The following is a 13,279-nucleotide window of genomic DNA, read 5'->3' as shown; positions in this document are numbered from 1 at the left end:
GCTCTTCCCCTGCGACGGTCTGGCATCGTGCGAGCCGGCCTTACCGGCTCGACGCCAACGGTCGGTGCACTTACTGGGCAGCCTTGGCCTTCTCGACGATGGCAGCAAAGGCGGCCTTCTCGTGCACGGCCAGATCGGCCAGCACCTTGCGGTCGATCTCGATACCGGCCTTCTTCAGGCCGCCGACAAAGCGGCTATAGGACAGGCCGTGCTGGCGAGCCCCGGCGTTGATACGCTGGATCCACAGGGCACGGAACTGACGCTTGCGCTGACGGCGGTCACGGTAGGCATACTGACCGGCCTTGATGACAGCCTGCTTGGCCACGCGGAAAACGCGCGAACGGGCACCGTAGTAGCCCTTGGCCAGCTTGAGAACCTTCTTGTGACGACGACGAGCGACGACACCACGCTTGACACGAGTCATGGCTTTCTCCTGACGTTGAAGTGGTTAACCAAAGGCTTAGAGATTCGGCAGCATGCGCTGGATCAAGGCCTTGTCGGCGTCGTGGATCTGCTTCATACCACGCAGTTGACGCTTACGCTTGGTCGACTTCTTGGTCAGGATGTGGCTACGGAACGACTGCTTGTGCTTGAAGCCGTTGGCCGTCTTCTTGAAGCGCTTGGCAGCGCCGCTGTTACTCTTGATTTTCGGCATGAGATTCACTCCGCTCGAGATTTTTCAGAAAACCCGGGGCCGATGGCCGGCGGTACCGGCCACCCGTTGGACTGGCCTACGGATCACTTCTTCTTGGGGGCAACGATCATGGTCATCTGGCGCCCTTCCATCTTGGGGAAGGACTCCACGGTCCCGATCTCCTCGAGATCCGCGGCGATCCGCTCCATCAGCTTGCGGCCGATGTCCTGGTGCGCCATTTCACGGCCGCGAAAACGCAGCGTGACCTTGCCCTTGTCGCCACCTTCGAGGAAGCGGATCAGGTTACGAAGCTTGACCTGATAATCGCCCTCGTCGGTGCCAGGCCGGAATTTGACTTCCTTGACCTGAATCTGCTTCGTCTTCTTCTTCTGAGCTGACTTCTGCTTCTTCTGCTCGAAGACGAACTTGCCGTAATCCATGATCTTGCAGACGATCGGATCGGCATTGGAAATCTGTACGAGGTCAAGACCGGCCGCTTCGGCACGCTCGAGCGCTTCGCTGGTAGGCACGACACCCAGCTGCTCGCCGTCGCTATCGATCAGGCGAACCTGATCCTCGGTAATCCGCTCGTTCATTGGGGGGCGCTTGTCCTGAGGACGTCCGCGCGGGCTGCTTCGCTTGATCGTTCCGTCTCCGTTCCGGTAATTGACGATGTCGTTACCAACCTGTCTTTACCAACCTATGCTACCACCCTTCCGACCGAATCCGCTCAATGAAGGCATCAACGGTCATGGTACCCAGGTTTTCGCCAGTGCGCGTACGCACGGCAACCGAGTCGGCTTCGACTTCCTTATCCCCCACTACCAGGAGATAGGGAACTTTCTGCAACGTATGTTCGCGGATTTTAAAGCCGATCTTCTCGTTCCTCAAGTCCGCCTTGACGCGAAGCCCCATTTTCTGCAAGCGACGCTCGAGTTCCACGGCATAATCGCGCTGCGCATCGGTGATCGTCATGATCACCGACTGCTCCGGCGCCAGCCATAACGGCATCGCACCGGCATAGTGCTCGATCAGGATACCGATGAAGCGCTCCATCGATCCCACGATGGCGCGGTGCAGCATGACCGGAGGCCTGCGATCCCCCTCTTCGGTCACGTACTGGGCACCGAGACGCGTCGGCATCATGAAGTCGACCTGCATGGTGCCGACCTGCCATTCGCGTCCGAGACAATCCTTCATGTGGTATTCGATCTTGGGACCGTAGAAGGCGCCCTCTCCGGGTAACTCCTCCCACACGACGTCACAGGCCGACAAGGCTCCCCGCAGCGCGGCTTCGGCGCGATCCCAGACATCGTCGCTGCCCAACCGCTTCTCGGGCCGCAGGGCGATCTTGACCGCGATGTCCTCGAAGCCGAAGTCGCGATACACCTTGAGTGCCTGTCGATGGAAGGCCGTCACTTCCGGCTCGACCTGCGCTTCGGTGCAGAAGACGTGGCCGTCGTCCTGGGTGAAGGCACGCACGCGCATGATGCCGTGCAAGGCGCCCGACGGCTCGTTGCGATGGCAGCCACCGAACTCGCCGTAGCGCACCGGCAGTTCACGATAGCTGCGTAGCCCCGAGTTGAAGACCTGGACATGCCCCGGACAGTTCATCGGCTTGAGCGCGTACTCGCGCTTCTCCGATTCAGTGAAGAACATATTCTCGGCGTAGTTGTCCCAGTGGCCGGATTTCTTCCACAGCGAGACATCCATGATCTGGGGACAGCGAATCTCCTGATAGCCGCCCTCGCGATAGACGTTGCGCATGTACTGCTCGACGACCTGCCATAGGGTCCACCCCTTGGGGTGCCAGAACACCATCCCCGGGGCCTCTTCCTGCATATGGAAATAATCGAGCTTGCGGGCCAGCTTGCGATGGTCGCGCTTCTCGGCCTCCTCGAGGCGCTGCAGGTAGGCCTTGAGCTGCTTCTTGTCGCCCCAGGCGGTGCCGTAGATGCGGGTCAGCATCGGCTTGCTGGCGTCCCCGCGCCAGTAGGCGCCGGCCAGCTTGGTCAGCTTGAACGCCTTCAGGTGCCGGGTATTGGGCACGTGAGGTCCCCGGCACATGTCGGTGTATTCCTTGTGATAGTAGAGACGGATCGTCTCACCCGGCGGGATCGCCCCGACGATTTCCTGCTTGTAGGGCTCGTCGCGCTGCTCGAAGGTGCGCATCGCACAGTCGCGGTCAACGTATTCGCGAACCACATCGTATTCGCTATCGATCAGCGCCTTCATGCGCGCCTCGATCGCGGCCAAGTCATCAGGCGTGATGGAACGGCCGAAATCGATATCGTAATAGAAACCGTCCTCGATCACCGGTCCGATCGCCATCTTGGCATCCGGGTAGAGCTGCTTGACGGCATGCCCGATCAGGTGCGCACAGGAGTGGCGAATGACCTCGAGCCCCTCGGGGTCGCGCGCGGTGATAATGGCCACCTTGGCGTCATGATCGATGAGGTCGGCGGCATCCACCAGCTCGCCGTCGATCTTGCCGGCCACGCACGCCTTGGCAAGCCCGGGGCCGATGGATTCGGCGAGCTGCATGATGGAAAGGGATTTTTCGAAAGTTCTCTGACTGCCGTCGGGCAGGGTCACGATGGGCATTGAGGCGTCCTTTGCGCAGTGGTGATCCATACCAGGGATCACGTGTCGCGGCTATGGCAAACGGAAACGAAACATCGCGCGAGTTGCGCAGCCCGCCCACTACTCTGGGCGACGGGTACCTCCTTCGGCCCCGCTGCGCGTCGCGGCAGCGCACAAGACTAACAGAAGGGCCATGACATGCGCCATGCTCCAATGTCGCCAAGCACGATTCCCCTACCGAGAAAGTGGCAACGACCGCAGGAAGAAAGCGAAGCGGCAGAATCGAAAGGGTTAACGCAACAGGGGCACCCGAAGGTGCCCCTGCCGATGCCTCTCTCCGACGCGTCGGAGAGAAAACGCGGATCAATCCCAGTTGACGATTTCCACGCGGCGGTTCTGCTGACGGCCGGCATCGGTCTCGTTGGTCGCGACCGGATTCTCTTCACCGAAGCCGCGCGTGGTCATGCGACGCTCCTCGATGCCGCGCGAGACCAGGAAATCCCTGACCGAGTCGGCACGACGCTGAGACAGGTCCTGGTTGTACTGGGCGGAACCGATCGAATCGGTGTGCCCTTCGATACGTACGCGCAGATCCGGGTTTTCGCGCAGCGTGGTGGCGACCTCGTCGAGGGTCCGGTGCGCCTCGGGGCGAATCTCGGCCGAATCGAAGGCGAAGGTGACCTCGCTGTCGAGCGTCACGGTCTCGAACTCCGTCACCGGGGCGGGCTCGGGTGCCGGCGTCGGCGCGGGCTCGGCTACCGGCTCGGGCTCCGGTGTACGGTCGGCACACAGCAGAGCGCCAATCGCGGAACCGGCCACGGCGCCAGTCGCAGTGCCAGCGTCCTCGTCAGAGCTACCGCTGGTCGCATAGCCAATGCCGCCACCGATCAAACCGCCGGCAATACCGCAAACCAGCGGCTGCTGATACCAGGCGCGATCGCTGGAAGCGGTTGTCGCACCGCCGCCCGATCTCTCGCCGCCTCGCTGGAAATCCGTGGCACAGCCCGAAAGACCGATCACCAGTGCAGAACCCAACAGTAAGCCAGTCGTAGATTTTTTCATTGCAAGACTCCTTCTCGATTCATCTCGGGGCTACACATTCATGAGCTCCCGCTGTCAGGACACTCATTGACCCAACGGCTCAAAGTGTAGGCCGCTTTCGGCCGTGCTCAAAGCGCGACCTCATTCCTTTGCGTGACCACAGGCCCTTCCCGGTCAGGAAAAAGCTCGCTAACGCCACTGCTTAGCTTGCCGTAGTATGCAAAGCGCTGCAAACATACTCGACCGTACAAACGCTGTATAGACCTCAATGAAGGCTGTTCGGCCAGCCACGATGGAAGTCGAGCACGTCTCGCGCCGCTTTCAGCACCGGCTGCCGCCATTCCGCCTCGATCTCGAGGCGCTCGCGATCCTCGCGCATCCTGTCACGTGGCGCCAGCGCCTTGCGCGCCGAGTGGGTATGCAGATGCTGCGTACGGGCATAAACCTCGCCAAACGCCTGGAATTCGGGCCTTTCGATCAGATGCGGGTCGAGGATGTCCAGCAGCATCTTGCAGCGCCAGGCCCCCTCGGTAATATCGACTTGCTCCTGAAGCAGCGAGGCCGCCACGATCTCGAGATTGGCCAGGCAGTTCTCGTGAGCGCGGCGCAGTTCCTGCTCGCGAAAGGCTTCACGGCGCTTCACTTCCCGCCACAGCGTAAAGGCATAGGCCGCCAGTCCGGCGACGATGGCCAGCCCAAGGGCCAACAGGATCAGTGCGGTGGTGGTCGTCATCGAGTCTCCCGGGTCGTCTCTGTGGGCGAGCAGTGTAACCTAGGCCCCCGGCCGGGACATGCCATGTCAGCCGGTGCCTTCCGTGGTGAATGCCAGCGGCCGAACGACGAGCGCCCGGCACTTTGCGGTACCGGGCGCTTGCAGAAGCCCGACGCTGCCGAGCATCAGCGGCACTAGCGCCAGAACGCGGCGTAGTGATCCAGCAGCAGCACACCGAACACGCCCAGGATATAGCGAATCGAGAACCAGAACGCTGCCAGCGGCGCCTTGGCGTCAACACCGCGCCAAACCTTCCAGTTCCAGTACATGAAGCGAAGGTTCAGGGCCATCACGCCGAGCAGATACACCGCCCCGCTCATGCCGATGGCAAAGGGCAGCAGCGTCACCGCCACCGTGAGCCAGCCGTAGAGCCATACCTGCAGGCGGGTGAAGGCCTCGCCATGGGTGACCGGTAGCATCGGTACGCCGGCGCGGGCATACTCGTCGCGCTTGTGGATGGCCAGCGCCCAGAAATGCGGTGGCGTCCAGGCGAAGACGATCAGTACCAGCAGCAGCGGCTCCGGCCCCAGCTGGCCGGTCACGGCGGTCCAGCCGAGTAGCGGCGGTGCGGCGCCGGCAACGCCACCGATCACGATGTTCTGCGGCGTTGCCCGCTTGAGAAAGGCGGTATACACCAGCGCATAGCCGATCAACGACCCCAGCGTCAGCCACGCCGTCAGCGCATTGACCTGCCAGAACAGCAGCGAGATACCCGCAACCGACAGCAGCGTCGCCCAGCCCAGCGCAAGCGGTGTCGGCATGCGCTGGCTGGCGAGGGGCCGCTGCGAGGTCCGCAGCATCATGGCATCGAGCCTGCGGTCGACCACGTGATTGAAGGCCGCCGCACCGCCGGCAGCCAGGCCGATACCCGCCAGTCCGGCCACCACGGCGGTCAGCGAAGGCAGGCTCGGCGTCGCCAGCGCCATTCCCACCAGGGCACAGGCCAGCATCACGACCACCACCCGTGGCTTGCATAGCGTAAGCAGATCCCGCCAGGTCCAGGCCGCCGACTCGTGCAAGCCCAACTGCATCAGCAGCATGCCCTTGATCCCCTCGCGCTTGGTCAGTGCGTTAGACATGCCCCCACTCCTTCTCCCTTCGTGTCGAACCCTCGACTTCCGCGGCCGGCTCACGCCAATGCCACACGGCCAACGCCAGCAACAACACAAGCGACAGGGCCCCGGCCGTATGCAGTAGCGCCAACCACAAGGGAAGCCACATCAGGACATTGGCAATCCCCAAGCCCAGTTGAACACCATAGGCGATCACCAGCCCACCGAGCCAGGGTCGCATGCGCGCCCGCTGCCAGTGACGGGCCGCCAGGCTGACCAGAACCAACCCCAGCAGCACAGCGCCAAGACGATGTCCCTGATGGATGGCCACTCTGGCATCGGCATGCAGCTGACCGTGCAGGTAATTGGGCCCCACCGTCTGCGTCAGATGAAACCCTTCGCTCCAGTCCATCTCGGGCCACCACTGACCGTTACAGGTGGGAAATCCCTGACAGGCGATACCGGCGTAGTTGCTCGATACCCAACCCCCCAATGCCAGCTGCAGGACCAGCAGCGCCACGGCCGCCATCCAAAGCGGCGTCAACCGACGCTTCACCGCGGCCGGCTCGTCTCCCTTGGCGAAACGGCGTAGCCCAAGATGCAACCATAGAAAAAGCACCAGTACCGAAAGCCCTCCCAGCAGGTGCAGCGTCACGACCTGCGGCCATAGCTTGAGCGTCACCGTGAAGGCACCGAAGGCACCCTGCAGCAGTATCACGCCCAGCAACGCCACGTTCGTCTTCCACGGATAGCCGGGCTGGCGACGCAGCCCGGCGCCCAGCAGCAGCAGGCCGATCACCAGCAAGCCGAGCGTGGAGGCCAAATAGCGATGCACCATCTCGACCCAGGCCTTGAAGACCTCCAGGGGCGCGTGGGGCGAATGGAGCGAGGCGCGCTCTGCATCCGGCACCACCAGCGCACCGTAGCAGCCGGGCCAGTCGGGACAGCCGAGGCCGGCATCGACCAGGCGCGTCCAGGCGCCGATCAGTATCACGACGCTGGTAAAGACGACGCCCACCAGGCTGAGGTTCAACAACAGGCGCAGCCGGCGAGCATGCGCCGTATCGGAATGAGTTGGCATCGAAGCACCCTGCATGGATGGCGTCCTTGATCCTGTCATGTCTCGAAACGACCTTGCCACAACGTTCATCGAGCCGCGAGGCAACCGAGCGAAGCCGGCTTCAACGCGACTCGCCGTCCCGTTCCTCTACCGCCCGCGGATCGGGGATCCGTTTCAGCAGATGCGAGAGGTCGTCCATTACGTCGCGCTCCGATACATTGCCCGCGTAACGCAACACCACTCGTCCCTGCGGATCGATCAGCCAGACAGCACCCGCCTCCTGCCAAGCGGGCGCTTCCCGCCACTGTGTGACCGATTCACCGGGCTGGGAAGCGGGACTTCCGCCTATTCTCAAACGGGTAACGCGCGGCGCCTCACGGCCCAGCGCCCGGTGCAGCCGCCACCAGCGATCGGCCTGGGCCTCGCAATCCCGTGTGCAGTCGAAGGCCAACACCCAATCACCACCATCGAACGAGGCCTGTTGGTCAACCAGCGGCCACTCCTCCAGTGCCGGCACGGAGGGGGCCAGTTCGCCATGGGCAGTGTGCTGGTCGGGGATACCGATGCGCCAATGCAGCATGACCCAAGCCGAGACCATCGGCAGGGCAAAGACGGCGATCAAGGCCAGCAGCTTCAAGCGCTGATGACGAACGTTCATGGCTTCCTGCACTGCAATCCCCCCAAATCTTACCGATCACGCGTCACCTGCCGGAGGAGGGCCGTCTCGCACGTGCCGTCTATCACTGGCCAGCCGGCGCCCTCCGATGATCATCACCGCCAGGGCCGCCAAAGCCAACCCCCACCATTGGACGGCATAGCCGACATGGCGGCTGGGCGGCACCACGTTGGGTGTCCACCAGGGCGCCAGTTGTCCCGGCCCCCGCTCGAGGTGCAGCCAGCCATCGTGAGCGAAATCGCCGTCGAGATCCCAGGCAGAAAGCTCGATGCGCTGCAGGCGCATGCCCTCCCGGTTGGGTCCAAAAAGCGGTGGTTCATCGCCAGCGGCCTGCCAGCGCCCACGCAGCCTGACCTCACCCGCCGGCGTATCGACCTCGGGCGTTGCCCGACTCGGCCCGGTCGGCAGGAAGCCGCGCTGCACCAACCACAGGCGCCCGTCCTCGCTGCGCAGTGGCGTCAGTACCGCCACCCCCAGTTGCCCATCGTGCGTGCGGTTGTCGAGAAACAGGGTCGCATCGGTCAGGTACTCGCCTTGCAGGATCAAGTGGGAACCGGGCGGCGGCGGCGCTTCCGGGGCTTCCAACGTTGGCGCCGCATCGAGCCGGGCAAGATAACGACGCTTGTCGTCGGCCCGTTCCCACTGCCATAGTCCAAGGCATAACCCCAACGTCACCAGCAGCGACCAGAGCAGATACCACACGCTCGATCGCCAGCCGGGCAAGCGCTTTCCAGGCTTTGCCCCCTGACCTCCAACGGAGTGCCCCATGTTTCTCAAGACCTTGATAGCCGTCGTGTTCCTGGCCATGTTGGCCAGCCTGGCAGCCGGCGTCGGTTTCCTGTTGCGCGACGACAGCACGTCGCGCCGGCTCCTCGTGTCGCTGAAGATCCGCGTCACACTCGCCGCCCTGCTCCTCGCCCTGCTGTTCTACGGCTTCTTCTTCGGCAGTCTGGGCGAAGCCTGACCCAGGCCAGGCCCCCCACCCTCGCCCATCTGCCGCAAGGGCTCACTGCGTCAGAACACGTAGACGGTGAGGAACAGGCCGACCCAGACCACATCGACGAAGTGCCAGTACCAACTGGCCGCCTCGAAGCCGAAATGCTCTTCAGGCGTGAAATGGCGGCGCATGATCCGCGCCAGCATGACAATCAGGATAATCGTGCCAACGATCACGTGAAGCCCGTGAAAGCCGGTCAAGATGAAGAAGGTCGCGCCATAGATGCCGGCTTCCAGCGTGATGCCATAATGGGTATAGGCTTCGTAATATTCGACTCCCTGAATCGCGATGAAGCACAGTCCCAGTAGCACGGTGCCGGCGAGCCAGTTGCGACAAATCTTGCGCTGACCCTCCTTGAGCGCCTCGTGGGCCACGGTCAGGGTAATGCTGGACGAGATCAGGATCAGTGTATTGACCAGCGGCAGCTGCCAGGGGCTGAACACCTCGGTCGGGCCGGCGATGGAAGCGTCCGGCGGGCTGATCAGCGGCCAGTGCGCGGTGAACTCGGGCCAGAGCAGTGCCGTGGCGCCCTTGGTCCCCTCGCCGGCCAGCCAGGGCACGGCAAAGAAGCGAATGTAGAACAAGGCACCGAAGAAGGCGGCGAAAAACATCACTTCGGAGAAGATGAACCAGCCCATCCCCCAGCGGAAGGAACGGTCCATCTGGGCGTCATACAACCCCTTGCGCGACTCGACGACGACATCGCGAAACCATAGCGCCATCACCGCCAGGACACCCGCCAGGCCAATCATCATGACGATGCCGCCACGATCGTGAACCAGCACCATGCCGGCGCCGATCATCATCACCCCAAGGGCCAAAGAGCCCAGCGCGGGCCACTTGCTGGTTGCCGGGACATAGTAACTGCCACTCATGCCTCTTCTCCTTGTATGGTCTGGACATCCGCCTGAAGCGGCTCATTCCTGCCCTCGATCGGATAGAGGGTATAGACCAGGGTGACGGTACCGACCTCGGGGGGCAGGTCGCGATCCAACTGGAACACCAGCGGCAGCTCCAGCCGCTCCCCCGCCTGCAGTTGCTGCTCCTCGAAGCAGAAACAGCTTGCCTTGCGCACATGGCGCGTGGCCGTGGAGGGCGAGACGCTGGGAACCGCACGCCCCCAACTCACCGCATCGCTCTGGTTGACGAAAGTGAAGTTCACTTCCGAGGTCTGTCCCGGGTGCAGGCGAACCTGGCGGGTCTCCGTCTCCATCCGCCACGGCAACCCCGATCCGCTGCGGGTGATGAACTGCACGGTGACCGTACGGGACTCATCGACATTCTCGTGCACGAGAGCCTGCGCGGTCGTATCGACCTTGCCGTTGATTCCCGTCACCTTGCAGAACACGTCATACAACGGCACCAAGGCAAAGGCGAAGGCGAACATGCCGGCCAACGCCGCCACGCTACGCCAGACCGTGCGTTTCACACCTAACCGACGCTCATCCGTCTCGTCACGAGCCATGCGTCACTCCTGTTCGCGTTTCCGATCATGGCACCTCGACCGGAAGCCCCGCTCAATGCGCCGGGCGATGAAAGGTCGGCGGCGTCTCGAAAGTATGCAGCGGTGCCGGGCTCGGCACGCTCCACTCGAGATCCGCCGTGTGATCGCCCCAGGCCTGTGCCGGCGCCTTCTTGCCGCCCCGCACGCAGAGCACGATCACCGCCACGAACAGCAGCTGCGAAAAGCCGAAGATGAACGACCCGACCGAGGACGCCAGGTTGAAGTCGGCGAATTGCAACGCATAGTCGGGTATCCGCCGCGGCATGCCGGCCAGCCCCGAGAAGTGCATGGGGAAGAAGGTCAGGTTGACGCCGATCACCGAGAGCCAGAAGTGCCACTGGGACAGACGCAAGTTGGGGTAGTGTCCGGTCCACTTGGGCAGCCAGTAATAGGCCCCCGCCAGGATGGCGAAGAGCGCCCCGGGCACCAGCACGTAGTGGAAGTGAGCCACCACGAAATAGGTGTCGTGATACTGGAAGTCGGCCGGCGCGATGGCCAGCATCAGGCCCGAGAAGCCGCCGATGGTGAACTGCACCACGAAGGCCAGGGCGAACAGCATTGGCGGTTCGAAGCTGATCGACCCCCGGAACATGGTCGCCACCCAGTTGAAGACCTTCACCCCGGTGGGCACCGCGATCAGCATGGTGGCATACATGAAGAACAGCTGGCCGACCAGCGGCATCCCCACGGCGAACATGTGGTGCCCCCACACCAGGAACGAGAGAATGGCGATGGCGGCGGTGGCGTACACCATGGAGGCATAGCCGAACAGGCGCTTGCGGGCGAAGGTCGGGATGATTGCCGAGACGATGCCGAACGCCGGCAGGATCATGATGTAGACCTCGGGATGCCCGAAGAACCAGAACAAGTGCTGGAACAGCACCGGATCGCCGCCCCCCGCAGCATTGAAGAAATTGGTGCCGAAATTGATGTCCATCAGCATCATCGTGACCACCCCGGCGAGCACCGGCATCACGGCGATCAGCAGGAAGGAAGTGATGAGCCAGGTCCAGACGAACAGCGGCATGTCCATCAAGCGCATGCCCGGCGCGCGCATGTTGAGAATGGTGGCGATGATATTGATCGCCCCCAGGATCGAGCTGATACCGGCGATATGCAGCGACAGAATGAAGAAGGTCGTCGACGGCGGCGCATATACGGTCGACAACGGCGCATAGAAGGTCCAGCCGAAGTTGGGGCCGCCACCGGGCATCAGCAGCGTGGAGAGCAACAGGCCGAAGGCTACCGGCAACAGCCAGAAGCTGAAGTTGTTGAGACGCGGCAACGCCATGTCGGGAGCACCGATCTGCAGCGGTATCATCCAGTTGGCCAAGCCGGTGAACGCCGGCATGATCGCCCCGAACACCATGATCAGGCCATGCATGGTGGTCATCTGGTTGAAGAACTCGGGCCTGACGAACTGCAATCCGGGCTGGAACAGTTCAAGCCGGACCACCAGCGCGAAGATGCCGCCAATGAAGAACATGGTGAGAGAGAAGATCAGGTAAAGGCTCCCGATCTCCTTGTGATTGGTGGTTAGCAGCCACCGCAAGATGCCCTTCGGAGGGGCGTGATGCGCCTGTCCATGCCCAGCTTCCGCGGCGGTGCTGTTCTGTTCGAGAATCGGTTGAGGAGGTACCTTGGGGGCCATCGGAATACTCCATAAACAAGGTCTTGTTATCGCGTCACGTCAGGGGGCACGGCGCTCGCGCCGCGCCCGCGATCACTCTTCCAGCCGCTCGGCAATCTCGGAGGGTTGAATCGCGTCCCCGGTCTCGTTGCCCCAGGCGTTACGCGTATAGGTGATGACCGACGCCAGCTCGACAGGGTTGAGCGTGTTGCGGAACGCCGGCATGGCGGTGCCGGATACGCCGTTCATGACGGTATCGATATGCCAGTCGGCATCCTCGATCAACTGCTCGTTGCCGGCCAGGGCCGGGAAGGCCGGCGGAGCCCCTTGGCCCTCGGGCTGGTGGCAAGAGGCACAGATACTGCCGAAGACGCCTTCGCCGCGCTCCATCAGCTCATCCATGCCCCATTCACGGTCGACACCCATGGCCTCTTCGGCTGCCGCCTCCTTGCGCTCGGCTAGCCAGGAATCGAACTCCTCCTCTTCCACAGCCTGCACCACGATCGGCATGAAGCCATGATCGACACCGCAGAGTTCGGCACACTGACCCCGATAGATACCGGGTTCCTCGATGCGGACCCAGTTCTCGTTGACGAAGCCGGGAATGCTGTCCTGCTTGACGGCCAGTTCAGGCACCCACCAGGCGTGAATGACATCGTCGGAAGTGAAGAGGAAGCGCACCTTGCGATTGATGGGCAGTACGAGCGGCTCGTCCACTTCGAGCAGGTAGTGCTCGCCCCGCTCTTCTTCGCCGTTGATCTGCGCCCTGGGCGTGGCCAGGTTCGAGTTGAAGGCAACGTCCTCACCGAGATACTCGTAGCGCCAGCGCCACTGCTGCCCCGTAACCATGACATCCAGTTCGGCATCGGAGGGATCGTAGATCTTCTGGAGCGTTGCCGTGGCGGGCACCGCCATGCCGACCAGGATCAACAGGGGAATCGTCGTCCAGATGATCTCGACGGTGGTGTTCTCGTGGAAGTTGGCTGATTTGGCGCCCTTGGAGTGGCGATAGCGAAACAGGGAGTAAAACATCGCTCCGAACACGACCACACCGATGACCACGCAGATCCAGAAGATGGTCATGTGCAAGCCGTAGATTTCGCCACTGAGGCTCGAAACCCCAACGGGCATGTTCCAGCCATTAGCCAGAGCCACCTGGCTCGAGCCGGCAAGAGTCAAGCCCCCTGCCAACCAGACGAGCAGAGTCCGCATCGACGCCTCCCGAAGTTTGTAGTTGTCTAGATGACGGCATCCCCGAGTGTCAGGGGTCGGGGGCTCTCATCCTTGGAGAACATTAGCCGCTTCTTTATCGAGTATAGAGATCAAATTT

Annotated in this window: 15 protein-coding genes; 1 reads left to right on the top strand and 14 read right to left on the bottom strand. The window is 62.6% G+C overall.

Going from position 1 to position 13,279, the window contains the following annotated elements; all coding sequences use genetic code 11:
- Positions 1 to 70: 70 nt before the first annotated feature.
- The 10 genes from rplT to F0A17_RS03165 all read right to left on the bottom strand — a co-directional run bounded on the left by rplT (position 71) and on the right by F0A17_RS03165 (position 8,520).
- The gene (gene rplT / locus F0A17_RS03210) at positions 71 to 424 is read right to left on the bottom strand and encodes a 50S ribosomal protein L20 (protein WP_104203667.1); all 354 of its coding nucleotides are present in this window, start codon (positions 422 to 424) and stop codon (positions 71 to 73) included.
- A 36-nt stretch (positions 425 to 460) separates the two neighbouring features.
- Positions 461 to 655 carry a 50S ribosomal protein L35 gene (gene rpmI / locus F0A17_RS03205; RefSeq protein ID WP_089725334.1) on the bottom strand — a complete coding sequence of 65 codons (195 nt, stop codon included), beginning with the start codon at positions 653 to 655 and terminating at the stop codon, positions 461 to 463.
- A gap of 83 nt (positions 656 to 738) precedes the next feature.
- The gene (gene infC / locus F0A17_RS03200; RefSeq protein WP_267285428.1) at positions 739 to 1,278 is read right to left on the bottom strand and encodes a translation initiation factor IF-3; all 540 of its coding nucleotides are present in this window, start codon (positions 1,276 to 1,278) and stop codon (positions 739 to 741) included.
- Positions 1,279 to 1,339: 61 nt separating this feature from the next.
- Positions 1,340 to 3,238, bottom strand: coding sequence for a threonine--tRNA ligase (gene thrS / locus F0A17_RS03195; protein WP_149326870.1), 1,899 nt, complete (start codon positions 3,236 to 3,238; stop codon positions 1,340 to 1,342).
- A 342-nt stretch (positions 3,239 to 3,580) separates the two neighbouring features.
- Positions 3,581 to 4,279, bottom strand: a complete 699-nt coding sequence (locus tag F0A17_RS03190) for an OmpA family protein (protein ID WP_149326869.1) — start codon at positions 4,277 to 4,279, stop codon at positions 3,581 to 3,583.
- Positions 4,280 to 4,523: 244 nt separating this feature from the next.
- Positions 4,524 to 4,991 (bottom strand): DUF2489 domain-containing protein, encoded by a 468-nt coding sequence (locus tag F0A17_RS03185; RefSeq protein ID WP_149326868.1) that lies wholly within the window; start codon positions 4,989 to 4,991, stop codon positions 4,524 to 4,526.
- Between the two features lie 173 nt (positions 4,992 to 5,164).
- Positions 5,165 to 6,061, bottom strand: coding sequence for a heme o synthase (gene cyoE, locus F0A17_RS03180; protein WP_422670315.1), 897 nt, complete (start codon positions 6,059 to 6,061; stop codon positions 5,165 to 5,167).
- Between the two features lie 40 nt (positions 6,062 to 6,101).
- Entirely contained in the window at positions 6,102 to 7,163 is a 1,062-nt protein-coding gene (locus tag F0A17_RS03175; protein WP_149326866.1) for a COX15/CtaA family protein, read from the bottom strand.
- Between the two features lie 100 nt (positions 7,164 to 7,263).
- The gene (locus tag F0A17_RS03170) at positions 7,264 to 7,800 is read right to left on the bottom strand and encodes a hypothetical protein (RefSeq protein ID WP_228716789.1); all 537 of its coding nucleotides are present in this window, start codon (positions 7,798 to 7,800) and stop codon (positions 7,264 to 7,266) included.
- 36 nt (positions 7,801 to 7,836) lie between these two features.
- Positions 7,837 to 8,520 carry an SURF1 family protein gene (locus tag F0A17_RS03165; protein WP_323849401.1) on the bottom strand — a complete coding sequence of 228 codons (684 nt, stop codon included), beginning with the start codon at positions 8,518 to 8,520 and terminating at the stop codon, positions 7,837 to 7,839.
- A 64-nt stretch (positions 8,521 to 8,584) separates the two neighbouring features.
- On the opposite strand from F0A17_RS03165, the gene F0A17_RS03160 reads away from it, so the two are divergent.
- Positions 8,585 to 8,782, top strand: a complete 198-nt coding sequence (locus F0A17_RS03160) for a DUF2909 family protein (protein WP_149326863.1) — start codon at positions 8,585 to 8,587, stop codon at positions 8,780 to 8,782.
- A gap of 50 nt (positions 8,783 to 8,832) precedes the next feature.
- Here F0A17_RS03160 and F0A17_RS03155 read toward each other — a convergent pair whose 3' ends face one another.
- From F0A17_RS03155 to coxB, 4 genes are all read right to left on the bottom strand, one after another.
- Positions 8,833 to 9,690, bottom strand: a complete 858-nt coding sequence (locus tag F0A17_RS03155) for a cytochrome c oxidase subunit 3 (protein WP_149326862.1) — start codon at positions 9,688 to 9,690, stop codon at positions 8,833 to 8,835.
- The gene (locus F0A17_RS03150) at positions 9,687 to 10,280 is read right to left on the bottom strand and encodes a cytochrome c oxidase assembly protein (RefSeq protein WP_149326861.1); all 594 of its coding nucleotides are present in this window, start codon (positions 10,278 to 10,280) and stop codon (positions 9,687 to 9,689) included. Before F0A17_RS03150 ends, F0A17_RS03155 begins: the two co-directional genes overlap by 4 nt.
- A gap of 52 nt (positions 10,281 to 10,332) precedes the next feature.
- Positions 10,333 to 11,970: a cytochrome c oxidase subunit I gene (gene ctaD / locus F0A17_RS03145; protein WP_149326860.1), complete on the bottom strand. Its 1,638-nt coding sequence runs from the start codon at positions 11,968 to 11,970 to the stop codon at positions 10,333 to 10,335.
- 72 nt (positions 11,971 to 12,042) lie between these two features.
- Entirely contained in the window at positions 12,043 to 13,161 is a 1,119-nt protein-coding gene (coxB, locus tag F0A17_RS03140) for a cytochrome c oxidase subunit II (RefSeq protein WP_149326859.1), read from the bottom strand.
- Positions 13,162 to 13,279 lie beyond the last annotated feature (118 nt).

This window comes from Billgrantia pellis, from assembly GCF_008297955.1.
Lineage (GTDB): Bacteria > Pseudomonadota > Gammaproteobacteria > Pseudomonadales > Halomonadaceae > Halomonas > Halomonas pellis.
This window is presented reverse-complemented; position numbering and strand designations above follow the sequence as displayed.